Origin of the sequence: Streptomyces sp. NPDC096339, from assembly GCF_044762985.1 — a bacterium.
Lineage (GTDB): Bacteria > Actinomycetota > Actinomycetes > Streptomycetales > Streptomycetaceae > Streptomyces.
Genome location: NZ_JBIWFI010000004.1, coordinates 82,019 through 104,914 on the forward strand (window position 1 = coordinate 82,019; position 22,896 = coordinate 104,914).

The following is a 22,896-nucleotide window of genomic DNA, read 5'->3' on the forward strand; positions in this document are numbered from 1 at the left end:
AGGCGGGGATTCCGGCATGCTGCCGGGCCGTTCTTGTAGCGTCGGAGCATGATCGAGACGGTGCTCGCGGAGCGGTTCCTGGACCGGTGGCGACTGCGGTGCACGGGGCCCGGGATGCGCGGGATGACGGCCCTGGTGCTGCCGGTGGAGCGGGCCGACGGGAGTCCGGCGGTGCTGAAGGTGCTGGTCCCGGACGAGGAGACCGCCGGGGAACCGGTCGCGCTGCGCGCGTGGGACGGGGACGGCTGCGTACGGCTGCTGGAGCACGACGCGGACACGGGCACGATGCTGCTGGAGCGGCTGGACGAGGGGCGGCACCTGTCGGCGCTCGCGCGCGAGGACCCGCGGGCGGCGGTGACGGTCGTCGGGGGGCTGCTGGCTCGCCTGACGGCGGTGGCCGCGCCGGCCGGACTGCGGGGGCTCGGGGGGATCGCCGCCGGGATGCTGGAATCCGTACCGTCGGCGCTCGCGCGGCTGGCGGACGAGGGGGACCGGCGGCTGCTGCGGGACTGCGCGGCGGCGGTGGCGGAGGTCGCGGGGGAGCCGGGGGACCGGCTGCTGCACTGGGACCTGCACTACGACAACGTGCTGGCGGGCGGCCGGCAGCGGCGGGAACCCTGGCTTGCGATCGATCCGAAGCCGCTGTCCGGGGACCCGGGTTTCGAGTTGCTGCCGGCGATCGTCAACAACTTCCGGGAGGAAGAGGTGCGTTGGCGGTTCGAGTCGCTGGCGGAGGCGGTGGGGTCGGACCGGGAGCGGGCGCGCGCGTGGACGTTGGGGCGGGTGCTGCAGAACTGCCTGTGGGACGTGGAGGACGGGGAGGAGCGGCTGGAGGAGCGGCAGTCGGCGGTGGCGCGGGCGCTGCTGGGGCGGCCGGTCTAGGGTGCGGGGATGATTCGAAGTGCTGTGGTCAGTGATGTTCCCGTCATGTGCGCGATGATCCGCGAGCTCGCGGAGTACGAGAAGGTGCCGCACGAGGCGCGGGCCACCGAGGAGCAGTTGCGGGAGGCGCTGTTCGGGGAACGGCCGGCGGTGTTCGCGCACATCGCGGAGTCGAAGGACGGGGAGGCCGTCGGCTTCGCGATGTGGTTCCTCAACTTCTCGACGTGGCGCGGGGTGCACGGGATCTACCTGGAGGACCTGTACGTCCGGCCGGGCGTGCGCGGGGGCGGCCACGGGAAGGCGCTGCTGCGGGAGTTGGCGCGGATCTGCGTGGAACGCGGTTACGAGCGGCTGGAGTGGTCCGTGCTCGACTGGAACTCGCCCGCCATCGACTTCTACCGCTCGGTCGGCGCGGTGCCCATGGACGAGTGGACGGTGTACCGGCTGACGGACGGGGCGCTCGCGGAGCTGGGCTCGTAGGGGGTCAGGGCTCCAGGACCACCTTGCCGGTGGTGGCGCGGGATTCCAGGTCGCGGTGGGCGGCGGCGGCCTCGGCGAGGGGGTAGCGGGTCAGGGCCGGGCGCAGGCGGCCGGCGGCGGCCTCGGCGAGGGCACGGGTCTCCAGTACGCGCATGGGGTCGGGGGCGCCGACGCGCTGGAGCATGGCGGGGCCCAGCACGCTCGGGCTGGTGATGCCTCGGGCGGTGAGCCCGGCGCGGTCGGCGTCGGTGAGCGGGATCGGGCCGCCGGACCAGCCGAAGACGAGGTGCCGGGCGCCGGGGGCGAGCAGTCCGAGGGCGGCGCGGGCGGTTTCGCCGCCGACGGAGTCGAACAGGACGGTGGCGCCGGCGGGGTGCGCCGCGCGGACGGCGTCGGGCCAGCCGGGGTCGGTGTAGTCGAGGGCGAGGTCGGCGCCGTTCGCGGCGGCGAGGGCGGTCTTGGCGGGGCCGCCGGCGAGGGCGATGACGGTCGCGCCCGCGTTCTTCGCGTACTGGACGAGCAGGGTGCCGATGCCTCCGGCGGCGGCGGTGACGAGGGCGGTGGAGCCCGGGCCGAGGTCGGCGAACTGGAGGATCCCGAGGGTGGTGCGGCCGGTGCCGATCATGGCGACGGCCGCTGCGGGGTCGAGGCCGGGCGGTACGGGGTGGAGGCGGCCGGCGTCGGCGACGGCGTACTCGGCGTAGCCGCCGGGGGCGAAGCCGAGGTGGGTCACGACGGCCCTGCCGAGCCAGGCGGGATCGGTGCCGGGGCCCAGGGCGTCGACGGTGCCGGCGACTTCCCGGCCGGGGATCGTCGGGAGCTCGGGGAGGGCGGGGGTGGGGCCCCGGTCGCCCTGGCGGAGGGCGGTGTCGAGCAGGTGCACCCCGGCGGCGGCCACGGCGATGCGGACCTGGCCGGGGCCGGGGCTGGGGGTTTCGGCGGTCTCGTAGGAGAGGTTCTCGGCGGGGCCGAAGGCGTGGAGTCGGATGGCGTGCATGGGGTAAGCCTCGGACCTAAAGCGCGGTTGAGGTCAAGGGGTTGTTGTCGGTGGGGTGGGCGACGATGGGGCCATGGCGCGCAACGGACGGCAGCAGACGGTGAAGGCGGCGCGGCGGCCGGAGGTGCGGCTGCCGGAGCTCGTGGCGTGGGAGGGGCGCGGGCTGGAGCCGGACGGGGATTACGACGGGCTGGAGTTCGCGGACCTCGATCTGGCGGGGCAGGAGGGGGTGGGGGCCCGGTTCATGGACTGCGCGGTACGGCGCTGCGCGCTGGATGAGGCGGGGCTGGCGAAGGCGCGGTTCCTGGACTCGGTGCTGGACGGCGTCCGGGGGGTGGGCACGGACCTGGCGGGGGCCTCGTTCCGGGACGTGGAGCTGGTGGACGCGCGGCTGGGCGGGGTCCAGTTGCACGGGGCGGTGCTGGAGCGGGTGCTGGTCCGGGGCGGCAAGATCGACTACCTGAACCTGCGGAAGGCGCGGCTGAAGGACGTGGTCTTCGAGGGGTGCGTGCTCGTGGAGCCGGACTTCGGGGGTGCGGTGTTGGAGCGGGTGGAGTTCCGCGACTGCGTGCTGCGGGGGGTGGACTTCAGCGGGGCGCGGATGACGGACGTGGACCTGCGGTCGGCCGCGGAGCTGTTGATCGGGCGGGGGGTGGACGCGTTGGCGGGGGCGGTGATCAGTCCGGCGCAGCTGTTCGACCTGGCGCCGGCGCTTGCTGCGCAGTTGGGGGTGCGGGTGGTGCCGTAGCCGTAGCCGTAGCCGTAGCCGTAGCCGGTTTCGGTGCCTGGCCGGCCATGTGGCTACGGCCCGTCGACCGTCACGGCGTCGGCCGGGCCGCGTCCAACGGCTTGGGGGGGCCGGGCCAGTGCGGGTCGCTCTCGCGGTCGGGACCGGGGAGGCCGAGGAGGCGTGCGGTGTGGACGAGCCGGTCGGGGGCGCCGCGGGCGCGCAGCCGTGCGGGGGCGTGGTGCGCGAACCAGGCGCAGAGCTCGTCGTGGAGGTCGTTGTCCTCGTCCCAGGTGGTGCCCCAGGTGGTCCACGGCACGTAGCCGTACATCAGGTCTGTTTCCCAGGCCTCTATGGTGTCGGCCAGGTGCTGGTCGGGGGCGGGGCCCTCGGTCGCTTCCCATACCGCCAGCCACGGGGCGAGGGTGTCGGAGGCCTCTCTGAGCAGCGCGAGGAGGTCGCGCGCGGGGACGGCGGGGTCCGGGGCGAGGAGGGTGTGGGCCCACCAGGCGTGCAGGAATTCCCGCACCGCCGCGTTCTGCGGGGCGGGCCACTGCTGCCAGTTGCCGCGGTTGAACGAGGTGCCGACGTTGTGGATGTCGTACGCGTACGGGCCGAGGCCGCGGGTCAGCTCGCGGGCGAACTGGGGCAGGACGCGGCGCAGCACGGCTCCGTGGTCGGTCCAGTCGGGGGCGGACCAGGTGCGGTGCAGCAGGTCGGGGTCGAGTGCGGTGTCGGGGAGCTTCAGCAGGGCGAGCTCCTCCGGGCTGCCCCAGTGGCATTTGCACTGGGTTTCGTCGGCCCTGGCGGTCATGCCGCGGAAGGTGACGGCCAGGTGGACGAGGGCCCGGTCGAGCCGCGCGCGGGCGGCCTCGGCCTCCGGCATGGGCGCGGTCATGTCCCCGCTCGTGTCCGGGCTCATGCGGGGACGCGGGGGAACTTGGCCTGGAGGGTCCAGATGGCCGGGTTGTCGGCCAGGCCCTCGTGCATGTCGATCAGGTCCGCCACCAGGTCGTGGAGGAAGTCGCGGGCCTCGCGCCGCAGCAGGCGGTGGCTGAAGGTGAGGGGGTCTTCCTCCGCCGGCATCCAGTCGGCCTCGATGTCGACCCAGCCGAAGCGGCGCTCGAACAGCATCCGGTCGGTGGATTCGGTGAAGTCGAGCTCGGCGTACTGGCGGCGGGAGGAGCGGCTGCCGCGCGGGTCCTGGTCGAGCTGCTCGACGATGTCGCACAGCGCCCACGCGAAGTCGAGTACGGGTACCCATCCCCAGGCTGTGGACACCTCCCGGTCCTTGACGGTGTCCGCGAGGTAGACGTCCCCGCAGAACAGGTCGTGCCGCAGGGCGTGGACGTCCGCCGAGCGGTAGTCGGTCTGCGGGGGGTCCGGGAAGCGCCGGGAGAGGGAGTAGCCGATGTCGAGCACGTACCCGATGGTGTCACGGGTCCGGTGCGGTGCTCACCCCACCGGCGAGGTCCCCGATGGGCGAAGTCCCGCACCGGGGAGTTCCCCGGCCGCCGGACGGAGCCCGGCGCAGCGGCCCGAAGCCTGTGGGGCGCCCCGGCGCCGAGCAGTGCGAGGGGCGCGTCAGGAGGAGAGGAGGCGCTGTTCCTTGGCCACCGAGACCGCGCCCGCGCGGGTGTCGACGCCGAGCTTGTCGTAGATGCGGCCCAGGTGCGTCTTGACCGTGGCCTCGCTGATGAAGAGCGCCCGGGCGATCTCGCGGTTGCCCAGACCGCGGGCGAGCTGGCCCAGGATGTCCAGTTCGCGGTCGGTGAGGGTGGGGCGGCTGCCGCGCATGTGGGCCATCACGCGGCTGGCGACCGGTGCGGAGAGCGTGGTGCGGCCCTGGGCCGCCGAGTGGATGGCGGCGAAGAGCTCTTCCGGGCGTTCCGCCTTGAGGAGGTACCCGGTCGCGCCGGCGCCGATGGCGCGGGTGATGTCGGCGTCCGTGTCGTAGGTGGTGAGGACCAGGACGTGCGGGGGGTTGGGGGCGGACGTGATCCGGCGGGTGGCCTCCACGCCGTCGATGCCCTCGCCGAGCTGGAGGTCCATGAGGACCACGTCCGGCCGGAGCTTGGCGGCCAGGGCGACGGCCTCCTCGCCGCTGCCCGCTTCGCCGAGGACTTCGATGTCCGGTTCGCTGCCCAGGAGGGCGAGGAGTCCGGCGCGGACGACGACGTGGTCGTCGCAGAGGAGGATCGTTGTCATCCGGTGGGCTCCAGGGGGACGGACGCGGAGAGGACGGTGCCCTCGCCCGGCGTGGATTCGATGGTGAGGGTGCCGCCCAGCTGGCGGACGCGGGCCCGCATGGCGGGGAGGCCGTGGCCGCGCCCGGGGGTGGCGGCCGAGGGCTGGGGTTCGGCGAAGCCGTGGCCGTCGTCGGCGATGTCCAGGACGACCTGGTCGCCCAGGAAGCTCAGGGTGAGTGCGGCCGTACGGGCGCCGGAGTGCTCCCGGATGTTGGCGAGGGCCCCTTGGGCGATGCGCAGCAGGGCGGACTGGACGCGGTCCGGGAGGGTGGTCGGGGTGCCTTCGAGGTGGAAGCGGACCTCGATGTCCGGGCCGGCGTCCAGGGCGCGCAGGGCGTCGGCGAGGCCGGCGCCGTCGGCGAGCTCGGAGGGGGCCAGGTCGTGGACGAGCCGGCGGGCCTCGGCGAGGCCGTGCGCGGCGATCCCGGTGGCGGTACGGACGTGCGCGCGGGCGGTGGCCGGGTCGGTCTCCCAGGTGCGGTCGGCGGCCTGGAGCAGCATCTGCTGGCTGGAGAGGTTCTGGGCGAGGGTGTCGTGGATCTCCATGGAGAGGCGCTGGCGTTCGGCGAGGGTGCCTTCTCGGCGTTCGGTGGCGGCCAGCTCCCGGCGGGTGCGGATCAGGTCGTCGATGAGTGCGCGCTGCGCCTGCGTCTGGCGTTCCATGTGGACGAAGACGGCGGTGGCGAGGGCGGCGACCGCGGGCGGGGCGAGGAGGAGGTTGGGGTCGAAGGCCTTGGCGAGCTGGAGCTGCGCGATGACGACGAAGGTGGTGAGGAGGGCCACGAGGATGATCGCGGCGCGCGGGGGGAGGGTCCGGAGGGCGGTGAAGAAGAGGGGTACGGCGCACCAGGCGAAGCTCGGCGCGAGGACGACCAGGACCACCCAGGTGGCGACGACGAGGCCGAGCCAGACGAGGCGGCGGGGGGTGGGGGCGGCGTCCCGGATGCCGAGGGCGGGGCCCAGTACGTAGAGCAGGGCCAGGGTGACGCTGAGGGCGATGATCCACGGGGTGCGGGGGTCGCCGGGGTGGCGGAGGAGGAAGCGGGCCAGGGAGGCGCCGAGGAGCAGGAAGAACGCGGTGTGCGCGACCGTGGCCAGGGTTCGGGTGTCCGGGTTGCGGGCGGGGGTCACGGGGGTGCTCCTGGGTCGGGGGCGTGGGTCCATTGTCTGCCGTTTGCCTGCCGGCGGGGCGCGGGCTGGGTGTGCCGGGTGCGGCGCCGCTGCCGGGGCTCCGCCCCGGGCCCCGGGGCCCCGGGCCCGCCGTTGCCGGGCTCTGCCCCGGGCCCCGCTCCTCAAGCGCCGGAGGGGCTGGATGCGGCCGGTGGTGGTCGCGGCGGGTGCGGCGCCGTTGCCGGGGGCGCTGCCCCCGGACCCCCGCGCCTCAAACGCCGGCGGGGCTGGGTTCGTCCCCCCGCCGGGGCCGGGTTGTCCTCGGTGGGGCTGGGTTTGTCCCCCGCCGGGCCGGGTTGTCGTCGGTGGGGGCGGGGTGTGCTCGCCGGGGCGGGGTGTTGTCGGTGGGGGCGGGGTGTGCTCGCCGGGGCGGGGTGTTGTCGGTGGGGGTGTGCGGGTCCGTGACCAGCCAATACCGCCGTGGAGCGGGTCCGCATCAGCCGATCGGTTGACCCTCGGGTCAGCCGGTGCGGTGGGCGGGCGGAGCCGGTACGGGGACGGGGTGGCGGGGGGTTCGGGCCCAGGCTTGGAGCAGGGAGGGAGACGGGCCGCTCTGAAGCAGCGGGCCGCTCGCCCACCGCACCGATGCCGTCACCGTGTCACCGTCCTCAGGAGCAGAGATGAACACCCGCACCCGCGTTCTCACCGGTACCGCCCTCGCCATCGCCCTGGGCGCCGGGACCTTCGGTGCCGTCAGCGCCAGTGCCACCCCCGCCCCGGAGTCCGCCCCGGCCGCCGTCGCGAAGAAGGAAGAGGTGAAGGACAAGAACTTCACCACCACCACGCACCTCACCATCGACGCCGCCACCCGCGCCGCCCAGGCCTCCCTGGAGGCCGCCCAGAGCGAGAACCAGAAGGTGACCGTCGCCGTGGTGGACCGCAACGGCAACACGATCGTCACCCTGCGCGGCGACGGCGCCGGCCCGCAGTCCTACGAGTCGGCCCAGCGCAAGGCCTTCACGGCCGTGTCCTGGAACGCCCCGACCTCGGTGCTCGCGGGCCGTCTCGCCCAGGCCCCGAACCTGAAGGACATCCCCGGCACGCTCTTCCTCGGCGGCGGCGTCCCGGTCCAGGCGAACGGCGCCCCGGTCGCCGGTATCGGCGTGGCCGGCGCCCCCAGCGGCGACCTGGACGAGAAGTTCGCGAAGGCCGGCGTCGACGCCCTCTCGAAGTAGTAGAAGAAGTAGTACAAGTCGGTCGGACACTTAGGATCGAGCGTGTGGAACACCGCGCGCTCACCCGCCTCGCCGCCCCTGCCGTCGCAGCCCTGATCGCCCTCACCGCGGGGTGTACGGGTGGGACGGTGCAGGGGCGGCCGGGTGCGTCCGGGCTGCGCGACGCGTACTTTCCCAAGGCCGGCAACGGCGGCTACCAGGTCGACCACTACGCGCTGGACCTGGACTACGACCCCGCCGACGGGGAGCTGCGGGGCACGGCCGTCATCACGGCCCGCGCGGAGCAGGGGCTCAGCTCCTTCAACCTCGACCTCAGCGGTCTGAAGGTCGAGGGCGTGACCGTGCAGGGCGAGCCGGCCCGCCACAACCGGGCGGGCAACGAGCTGACGGTGCGGCCCGCCGAGGACCTGAAGAAGGGCGAGGTCTTCCGCGTCGAGGTCGACTACGGCGGCAAGCCGAGGACCGTGGTGGACCCGGGCGGCGCCAAGGAGGGGTGGATCACCACCGAGGGCGGTGCCGTCGGCGTCGGCGAGCCGGTCGGGTCGATGGCCTGGTTCCCCGGCAACCACCACCCGAGCGACAAGGCCACGTACGACATCACGATCACCGTCCCGCACGGCTACGAGGCCGTGTCGAACGGGGAACTGCGTGCCCGCACCGACACCGGTGACGGGCGGACCGAGTTCGCGTGGCACAGCCCGGAGCCGATGTCGAGCTATCTGGCGACCGCGGTCGTGGGCCCGTACAAGGTGACGACCACGAAGACGCCGTCGGGGGTTCCCGTCTACAACGCGGTGGCGCCGGGGGAGGAGGCCGAGAGTGCGGTCCCGCTCGCTCGGCTGCCGGAAATGGTGGAGTGGGGCAGCGGCCGGTTCGGCCCGTACCCCTTCACCACGACGGGGGCGATCGTGCTGCCGAAGGGGACTTTGACCTACGCGCTGGAGACCCAGACCAAGCCCGTCTTCTCCGGTGCGCCCGTGGAGGAGGACCTCGTCGTGCACGAGTTGGCCCACCAGTGGTTCGGCGACTCGGTGTCGCCGAAGTCCTGGAAGGACATGTGGCTCAACGAGGGCTTCGCGACCTACGCCGAGTGGTTGTGGGCCGAGGACCACGGCGGTCACACCGCCGAGGAGTACTTCCGGGCGTTCCTGACCGGTGACACGGACGTGGACGACGACGCCGACCTGGACTGGGACGCCTTCCCGCCCGCCGCCCCGCCCGGGCCCGAGAAGATCTCGGAGACCCCGGTGTACTACCGGGGCGCGATGGTCCTGCACCGGATCCGGCAGGAGGTCGGCGACGCGAAGTTCTTCGACCTGGTCCGCGGCTGGGCCGCCGACCACCGGCACGCGAACGCGAGCACGTCCGACTTCACCGCGTACGCCGAGAAGCGGACGGGCCACGACCTGAAGAAGGTCTGGGACGTGTGGCTGTACGGCGAGGGCCGGCCCCACTAGCCGGTTCGTCGGCGGCCCGTCAGCAGGGCGGATACGGCCGGCCGTCCGGCCTCGCCGCAGTGACGATCGCCGCCTCGGGCCGGGGCATCGGGGTCCCGTCGGAGAGCACGGGTCCCACCGGATCCACGATCTCCCCGAGTTCCGATCCCAGTTCGCCGGCCGACATCGCCGAGACGCGGTCGGTCGGTGCGGGAACGAGGGTTCCCGCCTGCCGGACGAACGACACGAAACTCTCGAAGTCCCGCTGGTGGGTGAAGGGCTCTTCGAACTCGGTCAGCGCCGGGTAGCCGTCCGCCCCCAGCAAGGTGTAGGCGAGGGTTGCGAGGCGGTAGCGCTTCTCCGGCTCAAGACGCTCGCCGTCGATGTGGACGTCCTGGGGATCGACGCGGTACCCCACATCGGCGACCGAGTTGAAGCCGTAGCGCACGTTCTTCGACACGGCGAGCGGCGCGTACTGGATGCTCCCGTCCGCTCTTGTCGTCCACTGCTGCTCCAGGGCGTCGTGGATCTGTCGGCCTGTGACCCAGACGCTGACGATCGGGTCGCCGTAACCCACGCCGCGCCACGCGCGGACGAACGGGATCGCCCCGTTCGTGGCCGGGTCGTGGACGAGGTCCCCGGCGATCACCGTCTGCCCCACCCGGGGAGCGATGGCCACCAGGGCCAGCTGTGCTGGCACGTTCGGGTGGCGGTTGCCGTTGAAGTTCCCGTCCGTGGGCCGACTGCCGGCCCACAGCGCCCAGTCGGCGACGAGGTCGCCCATGGTGCTCTCCCCGGCGGCGTTCCGCTTGCGGAGGAACGAGCCGCTCTGTCTGCCGATCGTCGAATTGGCCCGGGCGGTCGCTTGACCGTCCCAGTACGAGACGAGTTGCCGCATCTCGGGGTCCGGCGCGACATCGGTCCGCGTGTTGGGGTGGTTGGTGGACACGGTCAGCTCGCGCACCACCGTGCCGGACCGCGGATCCAGCTTGAGGTTGATCTCGTTGATGAGCTGGCCGTAGCAACCGGCCTCCACGAAAGGCCTGGGCACCCCATTGGGGTCGGGCAGCATCATGTTGAACCGGGTGTGCCAGTGGCCGGTGACGATCGCGTCGATGTCGGGCGAGGCACGCAGGGCAAGTTCGTACGCGGGTCCCGAGGGATCGAGTCCGGCATTGAAGTCGCTCCCGGCAACGGCTCCGTCGTGCATGCTGAGCACGATCGCGTTGACTCCGCGCGCTTTGAGGAGTGCGGCGAGGCGGTTTACGGTCTCGATCTCGTCGTTCGTCTTCACGGCGGGCAGGTACGCGGTGCTGCTGGACTCCGTGCCGACGGCCGTCAGGTGAATGAAGCCGATGGGGATCCTCTCGCCCCCGGGGCCGGTCGCGTACCTGATGTTGTACGAAGGGAGGACGTCGGCGCCGTCGTCGCGCCACTGCACGTTGCCGGTGTAGCAGAGGAAGTCCGCCCCTCGGAAACGGCTGCCGGTGGAGTCGACGAACGACGTGTCCTGCCCCGCCACCGGGAAGGGGACGCCCTCCTCCATGTGCTGCGTGATCATGGCCGGCGACTTGTCGAACTCGTGGTTGCCCGCGGTGGAGAAGTCGAGCTTCATCAGGTTGAGGGCCTCGATCGTCGGCTCGTCCGCGAACACCGCCGTATCGAACTCCCAGCCGGAGAAGTTGTCACCGGGGCTGAAGAAGATCGAGTTCGCCCTCCCGCCCCGGATCCGCTTCAGATGTGCGGCCATGTAGGCGACTCCGCCGACGCTGTAGGTCTGGTCGCCGTTGCCGTGGATGGTGGCATTGCTCCCCGGTGCCGCGGCCAGGTAGCCGTGCAGATCCGTGATGCTCACCAACTGCACGTCCACGTACCCGTCGGCCTTTCCGACGTCCCGCGCGCCGTCCGATGCGTACGCGGGCACGCCGGTCGCGATGGCGGCACCCACGGCGCCCATGGCGGTGAGGAAGGAACGACGGCCGGCACGTACGTCGTTCCACGGCTTGACCGATCCCAGTGAAGTCATGCCGCGGACTCTTCCGTGACGGTTTCAGGCGAACGGCGTCTCGTCGGCCGTGCCCCGTCCGAGTTCACCCGCATGCCCGGGCCGGGTCGTGCCGAGCGGTTTGCGCATCACCGTGCAGTCGCGGCCCAGTTCGCGGTCCCGGGCCCGGCGCAGGGCGGTGTAGCCCTGGGATTTCCAGAAGGCGACGGCCTTGGGGTTGTTGTCGAGTACGGCGATCCGCACGCCCGCGCGTCCGGCGGCGCGGAAGCGGTCCTCGACGAGGGTGGCCACGGTGCGGCCGAATCCCTCGCGGTGCGCGCCGGCGTCGATGAGCAGCAGCCCGATCCACGGGTCCGGGTCCCCGGAGGCCGGGTCGGGGTGATGGGCGAGGGTGGCCGCGAGTCCGACGAGCCGGCCGGCGGAGCGGGCGAGGAGCACCTCGGCGCCGTCGTGTGAGAGTTCGTCGGCGAGGGCGGTCGCGACCTGTTCGACCGTGATGTGGTGCGGATCGGGGAAGTCCCCGCTGAGCTCGAAGAAGGCGTGGTTCGTGGCGTAGAGGGCGGCGATCTCGGTGAGGACCGGTCCGGGCAGTGCGCCGTCGACGCTGACGAGCGGTTGGAGGATCACCTGCCGAACCGTAGCGAAGCCCCCTCCCCGGACGGCTGGGAGGGGGCTTCGCGGGCGGTGTGTCCGCCGTCGGCTCGGGAGCCGGGTCAGCTGCTCAGGCTCAGACGTTGACGCCGAAGTCCTGCGCGATGCCGGTGAGGCCGGAGGCGTAGCCCTGGCCGACCGCGCGGAACTTCCACTCGGCGCCGTTGCGGTAGAGCTCGCCGAAGACCATGGCGGTCTCGGTGGCCGCGTCCTCGGAGAGGTCGTAGCGGGCGATCTCGGCGCCGCCGGCCTGGTTGATGACGCGGATGTACGCGTTGCGGACCTGGCCGAAGTTCTGGCTGCGGCTCTCGGCGTCGTAGATGGACACCGGGAAGACGATCTTGTCGACGTCGGCCGGGAGGCCCGCGAGGTTGACGTTGATGGCCTCGTCGTCGCCGGCGCCCTCGCCGGTGCGGTTGTCACCGGTGTGGACGATGGTCTGGTCCGGGGTGGAGCGGTTGTTGAAGAAGACGAAGTGGCCGTCGGAGACGACCTTGCCCGTCGGGTTCACCGCGATCGCCGAGGCGTCGAGGTCGAAGTCCACACCGGTGGTCGTGCGGACGTCCCAGCCCAGGCCGACCGTGACGGCAGCGAGGCCCGGGGCCTCCTTGGAGAGCGAGACGTTGCCGCCCTTGGACAGGCTGACAGCCATGGATGTCCCTTACCTTCCTGATCCGACATGCACGCACAACACGTACAGGCGGCCAAATTACCGCTGATCCCTATAACGCCACGAGGGGGCGGGCAGGTTCCCGGGTGAATTCGTCGTGGCGGTAAATGCGGGTGACGGGGCGGCGGCGGGCGCGGATCATAGGGGCATGCCTGGTCCCTATGTCATCCGCGGTTCGGTCGCGCTCCCCGAGGGGGAGCTCGCCTGGCGGTTCTCGCGTTCCTCCGGGCCGGGCGGTCAGCACGTCAACACCTCCGACTCGCGCGTGGAGCTCCTCTTCGACCTGGGTGCGACGAAGGCGCTGCCCGAGGTGTGGAAGGAGCGCGCGCTGGAGCGGCTCGCCTCGCGGCTGGTCGACGGGGTGGTGACCGTACGGGCCTCCGAGCACCGGTCGCAGTTCCGCAACCGGGAGATGGCGCTGGTCCGGCTGGCGTCGCTGCTGGCCGAGGCGACCGCGCCGCCGCCGAAGCCGCGCCGGCCGACGAAGATCCCTCGCGGGATCAACGAGCGGCGGCTGCGGGAGAAGAAGGCCCGGGCGGAGACGAAGCGGGGGCGGACCGGGCGGGACTGGTAGCCCCCCGCCTGCGCGCCCCCGTCGGGTTCGGCCCGTGCGGCGCCTTTGCCGGGGTTCGGCCCCGGGCCCCGCGCCTCAAACGCCGGTGGGGCTGGGTTCGGCCGGTGTGGTCTTGCCGGTGCGGCTCAAAGATCGGGGCTCCGCCCCGCACCCCGCGCCTCAAGCGCCGGCGAGGCCGGGTTCGGCCCCCGGCGCTTTTGATGGCAGGCGGGGCCGGATTTGGCCGGGGCAGGGTTCGGCTACTGCGAGAGGTGCCGGTAGCGGCTGCGGAAGTAGGTCAGGGGGGCCGATTCCGGCTTCGGGAGGCCGGCCGTCAGGACGCGGCCCACGACCAGGGTGTGGTCGCCCGCCTCCACGCGGTTCTCCGTACGGCATTCCAGGGTGGCCAGCGCCCCCGTCAGCAGCGGGGCGCCCGAGGCCTCGCCCCGTACGTACGGGACGTCCGCGAACAGCAGTCGGTCGCTGATCCGGCCCTTCATCGCGAACCGGCCCGCCACCTGGAGCTGGTCGTCGGCGAGGACCGAGACCGCCCACAGCGGCTGCTCCGCCAGCAGGTCGTCCATCCGGGAGCCCTCGCGCAGGCTCACCAGCACCAGGGGCGGGTCCAGGGAGACGGACATGAAGGCGGTCGCCGTCATGCCGACGTCCTCGCCGCGCGGGCCGTCCGCCGTCAGGGGGGTCTCGTGTGCGGTGATCAGGCATACGCCCGCCGCCAGCCGGGACATCGCGGCCCGGAACTCGTCGTTGCTCACCCCCTCAGGATGGGGGCTTCTCCGGGAAAGGGCGGGTACGGGGGTCGTCTTGGGCACGGTCGAACGCTAATCTCGCGTCCTCGTCCCCACATCGGGCCCCGGTCCGAGGCGTGGCCCCGTCTCCTGGCCTAGGTCGCGGCGTATGTTTGCTTCCGGGAACGGCCGGGGAGCGGTCGGGAGCGCTCTCAGTCCGCCGGCCCGTCATGCGCCCTATTGGTCATCTCATGTGACTTGAGTCACAGAGAGCAAGATTTGTTGACCCTGTGTACCTGCCGCACAGCTCACTGTGATTCAGTGGACGGGACACCGCAACGAAACGCCGATGACAAACCTGGAGTTGCTGTCGAGGTCTCGGGGAGAGCGAGCAATGGAGACCGAGTCGGAGCCGTACGTCCGTCTTGCGACCCTGCGGCAGCTGCACCGGGTGGTGGCCGAGCTCAATACGGCCAGGAGCCTGGCGGACACTCTGCAGACCGTCGTGGACGGCATCGTCGTGGGCCTCGGCTACGAACTCGCCTGCGTCAACCTCGTACGCCCCGACGGTGATCTCGTCGTCGCCGCCTTCGCCGGCGACCCCTCCGCCGAAGCCCTCATCACCGGCCGTGTGGGCTCCCGTTCCTCCTGGGAACGCCGCCTGACGATGGGTGAGGACTGGGACGGCCTCCGCTTCATCCCGCACACCGAGGGCTGGATCCTCCTGGAGGACGACGTCCCCCAGTGGCACACCGACGGCCCCGACCCGCGCTTCGAGGACGAGTGGCACCCCGAGGACCGGCTGTACGCCCCGATGTACGCGTCCGGCGGGGAACTCCTCGGTGTCATCTCGGTGGACAGACCCCGAAACGGCCGCCGTCCCGGAGCCTGGGGCCGCGAAGCGCTCCAGATGTACGCCTTCCAGGCCGCGATCGCGATCAGCAACGCCAGGCTCCGCGCGAACATGCAGCGGGCCCTGGTCCGGCTGGAGCGCGAACAACAGGCCCTGCGCGCCAGTGAAGAGTCGTTCCGGCAGGCCTTCGAGTACGCGCCCAGCGGCATGGCCATCGCAGAGATGGGCGGCGACCAGCACGGCCGGCTGCTGCGCACCAACGACGCGCTCTGTCGCCTCCTCGGCCGGCCGGCCTCCGTACTGCGCCGCTACTCCTTCTCCGACCTGGTCCACCCCGAGGACATCGGGACCCTCCTGCGGACCTCCGCCGAGGGCGGCCGCGCCGAACTGCGGCTGGGCCGCCGCGACGGCACGTACGTATGGGTCTCGCTGCGCAATTCCGTGGTCGCCGACGCCGCCGACGGGCCGCGCTTCCTGCTCACCCACGTCGAGGACATCGAGGAGCGCAAGCGGCACGAGCTCCAGCTCGCCCACCGCGCCAGCCACGACTCGCTGACCGGCCTGCCCAACAGCGCGGAGCTGCGCGCCCGGCTCGGCGCGCGACTGTGCCGAAGGCCACAGTCCGTACGGGCGAGCGCCATCGAGGCCCTGGACGCCGCCTACGACGGGCACGAGGCGCGGGGCGAGGCAGGGGGTGGTGCGGGCGAGCACGGCTTTCAGCCCGACTTCCGGCCCGACTTCCGCCCCGACCCCGCCGACGGCCTCCCCGGGGCCGATCCCTTCGAGTTCCCCGGGGCGCTGGCCGCCCCGGACGGCCCGTACGACCACCACGTGCACACGGTGGCGCCCGCGACCGACATCGACGACGGGACCAAGGGGCTCGCGGTGCTCTTCTGCGACCTCGACGGCTTCAAGTCGATCAACGACCGGTTCGGGCACCACACGGGCGACGCGGTCCTGATCGAGGTGGCGCGCAGGCTCACGACGGGCGTCAGGGACGGTGACACCGTCGCCCGGCTGGGTGGTGACGAATTCGTCGTCCTCGCGGACGGACTCGGCGCGGCGGACGCCGCCGACCTCGCGGTGCGGCTGCGCAACGCGATCATCCCGCCGATCCGGGTGGACGGCCGCGCGGTGCGCGTGGGAGCGAGTTTCGGCATCGGCTGGGCCGGCTGCGGCATGTCCGCGGACGAGGTGCTGCGCTCGGCCGACCAGCGCATGTACATCGAGAAGAGGTCGCGCTCAAAGGCACATCGCAGGGCGGGCTGAGCCGATCTGGCGCCCGTGGGCGCACCTGTTCGGGGTAGGCTCCCGTGGGTCGAAAGGAGTGACCTGCGATGACGACGCCCGCGAACAACGGACCGCACGGTGGGGCGAACCAGCCCGAGGACGACGATCCGTTCGGCTATCTCTACGCGGACGGCCAGGCCGCCGGAGCCACCCCGCCCGGTCAGGCCGGCGGATACGGCTACCCGGGACCCGCGGGTGGCCCTTCCGGCGCACAGCCCGGTGTTCCCCGTACCTCGCACCACCAGGTGCGGACGGTCGGCGAGCGCAGGAACGCCGGCGCGCAGCGCGGGCACGTGCCCGCGCAGCAGCAGCCGGGCTACCAGGCGCAGTACCAGGCCCCCGAGGCGCTCCAGGCGGGCGGATACGGCGTTCCGCAGCAGCAGCCCCCGCAGCACCAGACGCAGACGATGTCGCACTCCGGTGGGCACGGCGGTCACGGCGGCGGTGGCTCCAGCCGGAAGGGCATGCTGATCGCCGCGGTCGCGGTGGTCGCCGCGGTGGCGATCGGCATCGGCGCGGCCGTGGCCTTCGGGGACAAGGGCAAGGAAAAGAACGGGAAGAACGAGGCGAACGGCGGCCAGCAGTCCGCGGCGCCGCAGAACCCGTCGAGCGCGCCCCCGACGGCCTCGCAGTCGCCGGACGCCCCGCTGCCGAAGGCGGACTTCGGGGGCGCAGGCATGTCCCTCACCGGCGGCGCGCGCCTGAACAGCGCCGTTCCGGGCGCCAAGAGCGCCGGCGGCCAGTACGTGGACGGTCTGAACGGGCAGGGCGCCGCGGCGACGTGGACGTTCGACCTGCCGAAGGCGGGCAAGTACAAGCTGAAGATGACCTACGGGGTGCCGGGCAAGGACGCCAAGACCACGCTGACCATCAACGGCGACGCGCAGGAGCGGCTGATCAACATGGCCAACTTCTCGAAGGCCGCCGAGGGCGACTGGGCCAAGGGCTGGACCAACACGTATTCGCTCGTCGACCTCAAGAAGGGCCAGAACGTCATCAGGATCTCGTGCGAGGCCGGCAACCAGTGCGACGTCGTCCTCGACCAGCTGTGGCTGGAGCAGGGCTGATCCGCTAGCCGGCCTCCGTGACCTTCACCGACCCCCGTACCTCCTCGTAGGTGCGGGGGTCGAACTCTCCCGCCACCGGCGCGAGCACCGTGGCCGCCGACAGGGCCACCGCGCGGGTCAGGCGCTCCGGCCAGTCCAGGCCCTCCACCAGCGCCGACAGCAGCCCGGCGACCACGGAGTCACCGGCCCCGGTGGGATTGCCGGCCAGCGCCCGGGGCGGGGCCGCCTGCCAGGTGGCGCCGGAGGTGGTGGCCAGCAGGCCGTCGGGGCCCAGCGAGGTGACCACCGCGTGCGCGCCCCGGCGGCGGGCGTCGCGGGTGGCGGGCAGCGGGTCGCGGGAGCCGGTGAGCTCCGCCAGCTCGGCGGCGTTCGGCTTGATGATCTCCGGGCGGGCGGCGACCCCGCGCCGCAGGGCCTCGCCGCTGGTGTCCAGGAGGACCGGCACCCCGGCCGCGCGGGCCTGGCGCACGAGCACCGCGTACGCGCCCACGGGGACGCCCGGCGGGAGGCTGCCGCACAGGGCGACGGCCCGCGCGCCGGCCAGCAGCTCCTCGTACCGGGCCAGGAAGCGCGACCACTCCGCCGGAGTGACCTGCGGGCCGGGCTCGTTGAACTGGGTGGTGTCGCCGGAGGCCTCGTCCACCACGGCCACGGTGCGGCGGGTGGCGTCCGCGCACGGCACGAGGGCGTCGCTCACCCCGGGTGCCGCTGCCGCCAGCAACTCCCGTACGACGGCGCCCACCGGGCCGCCCGCGAAGCCCGTGGCCGTCACCTCGTGGCCGAGCGCGGCCAGCACCCGGGCGACGTTGAGCCCCTTGCCGCCGGGGCGTTCGGTGACGGCCGCGACCCGGTGCGAGGCGTGCGGCAGCAACCGCGGTACGCGGTACGTGACATCGAGCGCGGTGTTGAGCGTCACGGTCAGGATCATCTGGGCACCCCCGGGTCTGTTGCTGCCGGGATCATGCCAAACAGAAGGCGGTCGGCCCAGTTCTCGGGGCCGACCGCCTTCCTTCGTACAGCCGCTTGGCCGTCAGGGCGCCGCTCAGGGGGCGGGATTGACGATCCATTCGCCGCGCCGCATGACGCCCTTGAGGTCGAAGGACGCGTCCAGGACGACGAGGTCCGCGTACTTGCCGGGCTCCAGCGAGCCGATCTCGTCGTACAGGCCGATCAGCTTGGCCGGGTTGGCGGAGATCGCCTGCACCACGGACTCCACCGGCAGCTTGTCGAGGGTGACCGAGCGCTTGAACGCGGTGTCCAGGGTCAGCGTGGAGCCGGCGATGGAGCCGCCCTCCACGAGCCGGGCCACGCCCTCCTTGACCTCGACCTCCAGCGGGCCCAGGTGGTAGGTGCCGTCGCCGAAGCCCGCCGCGTCCATCGCGTCGGTGATCAGTGCCACCCGGTGCGCGCCCGCGTGGTGGAAGGCCAGCTCCAGCATGGCCGGGTGCAGGTGGACGCCGTCGTTGATCAGCTCGACGGTGACCCGCTCGTCCTCCAGCAGCGCCGCGATGGGGCCGGGGGCGCGGTGTTCCATGCCGGGCATCGCGTTGTACAGGTGCGTGGCGACGGTCGCGCCCGCGTCGATGGCCTGGCGCGTCTGGTCGTACGTGGAGTCCGTGTGGCCGATCGCGGCGATGACCCCGTGCTCGGCGAGCAGCCGTACGGAGTCCAGGCCGCCCGGCAGTTCGGTGGCGAGGGTGAACATGCGGGCCGTGCCGTGCGCGGCGTCGACGAGCTTGCGGACCTCGGCCGGGTCGGGGTCGCGCAGCAGCTCCTCCTTGTGCGCGCCCTTGCGGCAGGCGTTGATGAACGGGCCCTCGAAGTGGACGCCGGCGATCTCGCCCTGCTGCGTGAGCTCGGCGAGCAGCCCCGCGCGCCGGGCCAGCTCGTCCAGCTCCCCGGTGACGGTGGAGGCGACCAGGGTGGTCGTGCCGTGCTCGCGGTGGGTCCGTACGCCCTTGAGGACCTCTTCCGCGGTGCCGGAGGTGAAGGAGGCGCCGCCACCGCCGTGGTTGTGCACGTCCACGAAGCCGGGGACGATCCAGTGCCCCGACAGGTCGACGACCCGCGTGTCCTCGTGCGCGCTCCCGGCGATCCGGTCGCCGTCGACGATGACGCGGCCGCCCGCCACGATGCCGGTGGGCAGCACCACCCTGGCGCCGGAAAGGACTGTGCTGCGTGCGCTTCCGGACATCAGGCAGGTACCTCCGTGGCGAGTAGGTCCCAGGCGAGCAGCCCTGCGCCCAGGCATCCGGCGGTGTCCCCGAGGGCCGCCGGAACGATGTCGGGCAGCCGCTGGAACGTCACGCGTTCCCCGACGGCCGTCCGTAGTGGTGTGAACAAGGTTTCCCCCGCCTCCGCGAGCCCGCCACCGATGATCAGCGTGCGCGGGTCCAGCAGGGTGATGGCGGTGACCAGCCCGTCGGCGAGCGCCCCCACGGCGTCCAGCCACACCTCGCGGGCGCGCTCGTCGCCGGACTCCACGGCCTTGGCGCAGTCCGCGGCGTCGGCGTCGGGGTCGCCGGAGGCGGCCGCCCAGGCGCGGCTGACGGCGGAGGCGGAGGCGAGGGTCTCCAGGCAGCCGTACTGGCCGCAGCCGCACGCGGGGCCGCCGGGGCGTACCACGATGTGGCCGATCTCGCCCGCGTAGCCGTGGGCGCCGGCCTCGATGCGGCCGGCGATGCCGATGGCCCCGGCGATGCCGGTGCCGAGCGGTACGAACAGGAAGCGGTCGGCGCCCCGGCCCGCGCCGATGCGGCCCTCGGCGAGTCCGCCCGTGCGGACGTCGTGGCCGAGGGCGACGGGAATCCCGCCGAGGCGGCGGCCGAGCAGCTCGCGCATCGGTACGTCGCGCCAGCCGAGGTTCGCCGCGTACACGGCGATGCCGTTCTCCGCGTCGACGATGCCGGGCACGGCGACTCCGGCGGCCGAGGCGGGCTCTCCGAAGCGCTCCCGGCCGGTGGCGAGGAGCTCGGCGGCGAAGTCCTGGATCGTCTCGACGACGGCCTCGGGGCCCCGCTCGCGGCCGGTGGCGCGGCGGGCCTCGTGCAGCAGGGTGCCGTCGGCGGCGACCAGGGCGGCCTTCATCCCGGTGCCGCCCACATCGAGGGCGATGACGTGTTTCACGGGTTTCACAGGGACAGTCTCGCGTGCTCGGCCGGGAAAGGTCTAGTCCAGTGAGAGGGATTGTTGAGTGGCCATACAAATTCGGGACCAGGGGTGGGGGGTGGGTGTGAGGGAGCCGCCAAAGTGGTGTAGACCTTATGTGGATCGTACGAACTACAAAGGGGTGGATCGAGAACCGTGAAGGGCCGTTTTCTGAGCCTGGCCGCGTCCGGCGCCGCGCTGTGCCTGACCGCAGTGACGCTGACGGGCTGCGGAGCCGTCGGGGGACTCACCGGGGACAACGAGGTGACCCTGCGGGTCGTGGCGGCCGACTACGGGGACAATCCGCAGAACTCCTCGGCGGCCTACTGGAAGGACCTCGCCACCGGCTTCGAGAAGGCCAACCCGGGCGTGCACGTCGAGGTCAGCGTCTACTCCTGGTCGGAGGTCGACGCCAAGGTCGCCGCCATGGTCAAGGCCGGCAAGGCCCCCGACATCGCCCAGATCGGCGCCTACGCCGACTACGCGGCCGCCGGGAAGCTCTACACGGCCGACGAGCTGCTCTCCGTACGCACCGAGGCCGACTTCCTCGCACCCCTCGCCGACGCGGGCAAGGTCAAGCGCGTCCAGTACGGGATGCCCTTCGTCTCCAGCACCCGGCTGCTCTTCTACAACGAGAAGCTGCTGACCGACGCGGGCGTCGTCGGCAAGGACGCCAAGCCCGGCTCCGCCGGCGGGGCCGGCTGGCAGCCGAAGAACTGGGCCGACCTGGAAGCGGCGGCCAAGAAGCTCAAGGCCGCGGGCGTACCCACCCCCTTCGCGGTGCCGCTGGGCCGCGAGGAGGCGCAGGCCGAGACGATGATGTGGACCCTGGCGGGCGGTGGCGGCTACACCGACAACGAGGAGGCATACACCATCGACTCCCCGGACAACATCAAGACCCTGGAGTTCCTCCGGGACAAGATGGTCGGCCAGGGCCTCACGGGCTCCGTCGAACCGGGCAGGCTCGACCGGCAGGCCGCCTTCGACGCCTTCACGCGCGGCGAGGTCGGCATGCTCAACGGCCACCCGACGCTGCTGAAGCAGGCCGCCGCCAAGGGCATCAAGTTCGGGATGGTGCCGCTGCCGACGTCGGACGGGTCCGAACCCCAGGCGATGGGCGTCGCCGACTGGGTCATGGCCTTCAAGAACGGGCACCGCAAGGAATCCGGCAAGTTCCTGGACTACCTGTACGAGCCGCGGAACGTGACGGCCTTCACCGGCAAGTACGACCTGCTGCCGGCCACCACCAGAGGCTACCGTGCCGTGCAGGCCGCCACGGGAGGCGCCGCGACGCAGCTGAAGACCTTCCTGACCGCGCTGCCGAGCGCGAAGCTGTACCCCGTCGGCAAGAAGTCCTGGGCGGGCGTCAGCGAGGACATCAAGGAGAAGATCGGCACCGCGGTGCAGCCGGGCGGGCAGCCCGAGAAGGTGCTGGAGGAGATCGCGACGGCGGCACGGACGGCCGACGCCCACTGAGGGCGGGGCCGGCCGGGACGGGGCCGGGCGGGGTGTCGGTGGGCGGCGTTAATCTGGCGGTATGACGGACGAGGGGCAGTTGACGGCCACCGAGGCCGCGGTGCTCGCGTACGAGGGGCGGACCTGGCCCGGGCCCGGGGTCAAGGAGCGGGCCATACGGGAAGGGCTCGGCATGACGCCCGTCCGGTACTACCAGCTGCTCAACACCCTCATGGACGACCCGCGGGCCCTCGCCCACGCCCCGGGCACGGTGAACCGGCTGCGGCGCATCCGCGAAGCCCAGCGGGCACGGCGGTAGCGGGGCGATGGCCGCGCTGCGGGCCCCGTAGCCGCGATTCGGCTGGGCCATTAGGGTCATCCGTATGGGGAGCACTCCGCACCACCACCTGCCGATGCCCGTCACCGCAGCCGGACGCGAGGGACTCGAAGCCCTGCTCCGCGCACCCCGCCGCTCCGTGATCGCCCTCGACTTCGACGGCACCCTCGCCGAAATAGTCCCGGACCCGGACCAGGCCCGCGCCCACCCCCTGGCCGTCCCGGCCCTCTCCGCACTCGCCCCCGAGGTCGACTCGGTCGCCGTGATCACCGGCCGCCCGGCGGGCGTGGCAGTCCGCTACGGGGGCTTCGCGGGCGTTCCCGGCCTGGAGCACCTCGTCGTCCTCGGCCACTACGGAGCCGAGCGGTGGGACGCCGTCACCGGCATAGTCCACGCCCCCGCGGAGCACCCCGGGGTGGCGGCGGTACGGGCCGAGCTGCCGGGCTTCCTGGACTCCATCGGGGCCTGGCACGGCACCTGGATCGAGGAGAAGGGCCGGGCGCTGGCGGTGCACACGCGCAGGGCCGCCGATCCGGCAGCGGCCTTCGCGGCCCTGCGCGAGCCGCTGGCGGAGCTGGCGGCGCGGCACGGTCTGATGGTCGAACCGGGGAGGGCGGTGCTGGAGCTGCGGCCCCCGGGGATGGACAAGGGCGTCGCCCTGACCGAGTTCCTGGCGGAACGGTCAGCGGAGGCGGTGCTGTACGCGGGGGACGACCTGGGGGACCTGGCGGCGTACTCGGCGGTCGAGAAGCGGCGGGCGGAGGGGTTGCCGGGGCTGCTGGTGTGCAGCGGCTCCGCCGAGGTCCCCGAGCTGGCCGCCCGCGCGGACCTGGTCCTGCCGGGCCCGGCGGCGGTGGCGGCGTACCTGGCGGACCTGGCGGGGGTGCTGGGGCGGGGGTAGGGGGGCCGCCTCATGGCGCGGGCCGCCCATTCCCCCCTCGACCCCCCGGGGCCGGGCGGTGGCTGCCCACCCGCCTCTTTGGGTGCGGGTGGGTGTGGGTGCGGT

At 72.7% G+C, this 22,896-nt stretch carries 23 protein-coding genes; 11 read left to right on the forward strand and 12 right to left on the reverse strand.

Going from position 1 to position 22,896, the window contains the following annotated elements; genetic code table 11:
- Positions 1 to 48: 48 nt before the first annotated feature.
- Both ACIQ5Y_RS08710 and ACIQ5Y_RS08715 read left to right on the forward strand, forming a co-directional pair.
- Positions 49 to 882, forward strand: coding sequence for an aminoglycoside phosphotransferase family protein (locus ACIQ5Y_RS08710; protein WP_403876766.1), 834 nt, complete (start codon positions 49 to 51; stop codon positions 880 to 882).
- Positions 883 to 891: 9 nt separating this feature from the next.
- The gene (locus tag ACIQ5Y_RS08715) at positions 892 to 1,362 is read left to right on the forward strand and encodes a GNAT family N-acetyltransferase (protein ID WP_403876768.1); all 471 of its coding nucleotides are present in this window, start codon (positions 892 to 894) and stop codon (positions 1,360 to 1,362) included.
- Positions 1,363 to 1,366: 4 nt separating this feature from the next.
- Here the strand turns inward: ACIQ5Y_RS08715 and ACIQ5Y_RS08720 are convergent, their stop codons facing one another.
- Positions 1,367 to 2,359 carry a zinc-binding dehydrogenase gene (locus tag ACIQ5Y_RS08720; RefSeq protein WP_403876771.1) on the reverse strand — a complete coding sequence of 331 codons (993 nt, stop codon included), beginning with the start codon at positions 2,357 to 2,359 and terminating at the stop codon, positions 1,367 to 1,369.
- A gap of 73 nt (positions 2,360 to 2,432) precedes the next feature.
- Between ACIQ5Y_RS08720 and ACIQ5Y_RS08725 the strand changes: the two genes are divergently transcribed.
- Complete coding sequence (locus ACIQ5Y_RS08725) at positions 2,433 to 3,107, forward strand: pentapeptide repeat-containing protein (protein ID WP_403876774.1); 675 nt, start codon at positions 2,433 to 2,435, stop codon at positions 3,105 to 3,107.
- A 70-nt stretch (positions 3,108 to 3,177) separates the two neighbouring features.
- On the opposite strand, the gene ACIQ5Y_RS08730 is transcribed toward ACIQ5Y_RS08725, so the two are convergent.
- From ACIQ5Y_RS08730 to ACIQ5Y_RS08745, 4 genes are all read right to left on the reverse strand, one after another.
- Positions 3,178 to 4,008: a hypothetical protein gene (locus ACIQ5Y_RS08730; RefSeq protein ID WP_403876777.1), complete on the reverse strand. Its 831-nt coding sequence runs from the start codon at positions 4,006 to 4,008 to the stop codon at positions 3,178 to 3,180.
- Positions 4,005 to 4,508: a hypothetical protein gene (locus ACIQ5Y_RS08735; protein ID WP_403876779.1), complete on the reverse strand. Its 504-nt coding sequence runs from the start codon at positions 4,506 to 4,508 to the stop codon at positions 4,005 to 4,007. Before ACIQ5Y_RS08735 ends, ACIQ5Y_RS08730 begins: the two co-directional genes overlap by 4 nt.
- A gap of 162 nt (positions 4,509 to 4,670) precedes the next feature.
- Complete coding sequence (locus ACIQ5Y_RS08740; RefSeq protein WP_385129605.1) at positions 4,671 to 5,294, reverse strand: response regulator; 624 nt, start codon at positions 5,292 to 5,294, stop codon at positions 4,671 to 4,673.
- Positions 5,291 to 6,499 carry a sensor histidine kinase gene (locus ACIQ5Y_RS08745; protein WP_403876783.1) on the reverse strand — a complete coding sequence of 403 codons (1,209 nt, stop codon included), beginning with the start codon at positions 6,497 to 6,499 and terminating at the stop codon, positions 5,291 to 5,293. Before ACIQ5Y_RS08745 ends, ACIQ5Y_RS08740 begins: the two co-directional genes overlap by 4 nt.
- A gap of 626 nt (positions 6,500 to 7,125) precedes the next feature.
- Here ACIQ5Y_RS08745 and ACIQ5Y_RS08750 point away from each other — a divergent pair.
- Together ACIQ5Y_RS08750 and ACIQ5Y_RS08755 are read left to right on the forward strand one after the other, a co-directional pair.
- Positions 7,126 to 7,680, forward strand: coding sequence for a heme-binding protein (locus tag ACIQ5Y_RS08750; RefSeq protein ID WP_403876786.1), 555 nt, complete (start codon positions 7,126 to 7,128; stop codon positions 7,678 to 7,680).
- A gap of 44 nt (positions 7,681 to 7,724) precedes the next feature.
- Complete coding sequence (locus tag ACIQ5Y_RS08755) at positions 7,725 to 9,137, forward strand: M1 family metallopeptidase (RefSeq protein WP_403876789.1); 1,413 nt, start codon at positions 7,725 to 7,727, stop codon at positions 9,135 to 9,137.
- 19 nt (positions 9,138 to 9,156) lie between these two features.
- Here ACIQ5Y_RS08755 and ACIQ5Y_RS08760 read toward each other — a convergent pair whose 3' ends face one another.
- The 3 genes from ACIQ5Y_RS08760 to ACIQ5Y_RS08770 form a co-directional block, all read right to left on the reverse strand.
- On the reverse strand, positions 9,157 to 11,142 hold the full coding sequence (locus tag ACIQ5Y_RS08760) for a bifunctional metallophosphatase/5'-nucleotidase (protein WP_403876792.1): 1,986 nt from the start codon (positions 11,140 to 11,142) through the stop codon (positions 9,157 to 9,159).
- Positions 11,143 to 11,166: 24 nt separating this feature from the next.
- Positions 11,167 to 11,748 carry a GNAT family N-acetyltransferase gene (locus tag ACIQ5Y_RS08765; RefSeq protein WP_403876794.1) on the reverse strand — a complete coding sequence of 194 codons (582 nt, stop codon included), beginning with the start codon at positions 11,746 to 11,748 and terminating at the stop codon, positions 11,167 to 11,169.
- A gap of 100 nt (positions 11,749 to 11,848) precedes the next feature.
- Positions 11,849 to 12,424 (reverse strand): TerD family protein, encoded by a 576-nt coding sequence (locus tag ACIQ5Y_RS08770; RefSeq protein WP_403876796.1) that lies wholly within the window; start codon positions 12,422 to 12,424, stop codon positions 11,849 to 11,851.
- Positions 12,425 to 12,590: 166 nt separating this feature from the next.
- Between ACIQ5Y_RS08770 and arfB the strand changes: the two genes are divergently transcribed.
- Entirely contained in the window at positions 12,591 to 13,016 is a 426-nt protein-coding gene (gene arfB, locus ACIQ5Y_RS08775) for an alternative ribosome rescue aminoacyl-tRNA hydrolase ArfB (protein WP_403876798.1), read from the forward strand.
- 239 nt (positions 13,017 to 13,255) lie between these two features.
- Here arfB and ACIQ5Y_RS08780 read toward each other — a convergent pair whose 3' ends face one another.
- Entirely contained in the window at positions 13,256 to 13,825 is a 570-nt protein-coding gene (locus tag ACIQ5Y_RS08780) for a flavin reductase family protein (RefSeq protein WP_403876801.1), read from the reverse strand.
- A gap of 310 nt (positions 13,826 to 14,135) precedes the next feature.
- On the opposite strand from ACIQ5Y_RS08780, the gene cdgB reads away from it, so the two are divergent.
- A complete protein-coding gene (gene cdgB, locus ACIQ5Y_RS08785) occupies positions 14,136 to 15,863 on the forward strand; it encodes a diguanylate cyclase CdgB (protein WP_403876805.1) in 1,728 nt (575 codons plus the stop codon).
- Positions 15,864 to 15,931: 68 nt separating this feature from the next.
- Positions 15,932 to 16,951 (forward strand): CBM35 domain-containing protein, encoded by a 1,020-nt coding sequence (locus ACIQ5Y_RS08790; protein WP_403876806.1) that lies wholly within the window; start codon positions 15,932 to 15,934, stop codon positions 16,949 to 16,951.
- A gap of 4 nt (positions 16,952 to 16,955) precedes the next feature.
- Here ACIQ5Y_RS08790 and ACIQ5Y_RS08795 read toward each other — a convergent pair whose 3' ends face one another.
- The 3 genes from ACIQ5Y_RS08795 to ACIQ5Y_RS08805 form a co-directional block, all read right to left on the reverse strand.
- The gene (locus tag ACIQ5Y_RS08795; RefSeq protein WP_403876809.1) at positions 16,956 to 17,879 is read right to left on the reverse strand and encodes a 1-phosphofructokinase family hexose kinase; all 924 of its coding nucleotides are present in this window, start codon (positions 17,877 to 17,879) and stop codon (positions 16,956 to 16,958) included.
- A 114-nt stretch (positions 17,880 to 17,993) separates the two neighbouring features.
- A complete protein-coding gene (gene nagA / locus ACIQ5Y_RS08800) occupies positions 17,994 to 19,145 on the reverse strand; it encodes an N-acetylglucosamine-6-phosphate deacetylase (RefSeq protein ID WP_403876812.1) in 1,152 nt (383 codons plus the stop codon).
- A complete protein-coding gene (locus ACIQ5Y_RS08805; protein ID WP_403877462.1) occupies positions 19,145 to 20,077 on the reverse strand; it encodes an ROK family protein in 933 nt (310 codons plus the stop codon). The genes nagA and ACIQ5Y_RS08805 overlap by 1 nt, the downstream gene beginning before the upstream one ends.
- Positions 20,078 to 20,254: 177 nt before the next feature.
- Between ACIQ5Y_RS08805 and ACIQ5Y_RS08810 the strand changes: the two genes are divergently transcribed.
- From ACIQ5Y_RS08810 to otsB, 3 genes are all read left to right on the forward strand, one after another.
- Positions 20,255 to 21,574: an extracellular solute-binding protein gene (locus ACIQ5Y_RS08810; protein WP_403876815.1), complete on the forward strand. Its 1,320-nt coding sequence runs from the start codon at positions 20,255 to 20,257 to the stop codon at positions 21,572 to 21,574.
- A 61-nt stretch (positions 21,575 to 21,635) separates the two neighbouring features.
- Positions 21,636 to 21,872, forward strand: coding sequence for a DUF3263 domain-containing protein (locus tag ACIQ5Y_RS08815; protein WP_376658593.1), 237 nt, complete (start codon positions 21,636 to 21,638; stop codon positions 21,870 to 21,872).
- Between the two features lie 64 nt (positions 21,873 to 21,936).
- Positions 21,937 to 22,791 carry a trehalose-phosphatase gene (gene otsB / locus ACIQ5Y_RS08820; RefSeq protein WP_403876818.1) on the forward strand — a complete coding sequence of 285 codons (855 nt, stop codon included), beginning with the start codon at positions 21,937 to 21,939 and terminating at the stop codon, positions 22,789 to 22,791.
- The last annotated feature ends 105 nt before the right edge of the window (positions 22,792 to 22,896 follow it).

Excerpts from the sequence above, each read along its gene's own strand:
- ACIQ5Y_RS08760 (WP_403876792.1), bottom strand. The coding sequence starts at position 11,142 with ATGACTTCACTGGGATCGGTCAAGCCGTGGAACGACGTACGTGCCGGC.
- ACIQ5Y_RS08720 (WP_403876771.1), bottom strand. The coding sequence starts at position 2,359 with ATGCACGCCATCCGACTCCACGCCTTCGGCCCCGCCGAGAACCTCTCC.
- ACIQ5Y_RS08730 (WP_403876777.1), bottom strand. The coding sequence starts at position 4,008 with ATGAGCCCGGACACGAGCGGGGACATGACCGCGCCCATGCCGGAGGCC.
- ACIQ5Y_RS08725 (WP_403876774.1), top strand. The coding sequence starts at position 2,433 with ATGGCGCGCAACGGACGGCAGCAGACGGTGAAGGCGGCGCGGCGGCCG.
- ACIQ5Y_RS08710 (WP_403876766.1), top strand. The coding sequence starts at position 49 with ATGATCGAGACGGTGCTCGCGGAGCGGTTCCTGGACCGGTGGCGACTG.
- ACIQ5Y_RS08790 (WP_403876806.1), top strand. The coding sequence starts at position 15,932 with ATGACGACGCCCGCGAACAACGGACCGCACGGTGGGGCGAACCAGCCC.
- ACIQ5Y_RS08750 (WP_403876786.1), top strand. The coding sequence starts at position 7,126 with ATGAACACCCGCACCCGCGTTCTCACCGGTACCGCCCTCGCCATCGCC.
- ACIQ5Y_RS08795 (WP_403876809.1), bottom strand. The coding sequence starts at position 17,879 with ATGATCCTGACCGTGACGCTCAACACCGCGCTCGATGTCACGTACCGC.
- ACIQ5Y_RS08815 (WP_376658593.1), top strand. The coding sequence starts at position 21,636 with ATGACGGACGAGGGGCAGTTGACGGCCACCGAGGCCGCGGTGCTCGCG.
- ACIQ5Y_RS08715 (WP_403876768.1), top strand. The coding sequence starts at position 892 with ATGATTCGAAGTGCTGTGGTCAGTGATGTTCCCGTCATGTGCGCGATG.
- ACIQ5Y_RS08770 (WP_403876796.1), bottom strand. The coding sequence starts at position 12,424 with ATGGCTGTCAGCCTGTCCAAGGGCGGCAACGTCTCGCTCTCCAAGGAG.
- otsB (WP_403876818.1), top strand. The coding sequence starts at position 21,937 with ATGGGGAGCACTCCGCACCACCACCTGCCGATGCCCGTCACCGCAGCC.
- cdgB (WP_403876805.1), top strand. The coding sequence starts at position 14,136 with ATGGAGACCGAGTCGGAGCCGTACGTCCGTCTTGCGACCCTGCGGCAG.
- arfB (WP_403876798.1), top strand. The coding sequence starts at position 12,591 with ATGCCTGGTCCCTATGTCATCCGCGGTTCGGTCGCGCTCCCCGAGGGG.
- nagA (WP_403876812.1), bottom strand. The coding sequence starts at position 19,145 with ATGTCCGGAAGCGCACGCAGCACAGTCCTTTCCGGCGCCAGGGTGGTG.
- ACIQ5Y_RS08740 (WP_385129605.1), bottom strand. The coding sequence starts at position 5,294 with ATGACAACGATCCTCCTCTGCGACGACCACGTCGTCGTCCGCGCCGGA.
- ACIQ5Y_RS08745 (WP_403876783.1), bottom strand. The coding sequence starts at position 6,499 with ATGGACCCACGCCCCCGACCCAGGAGCACCCCCGTGACCCCCGCCCGC.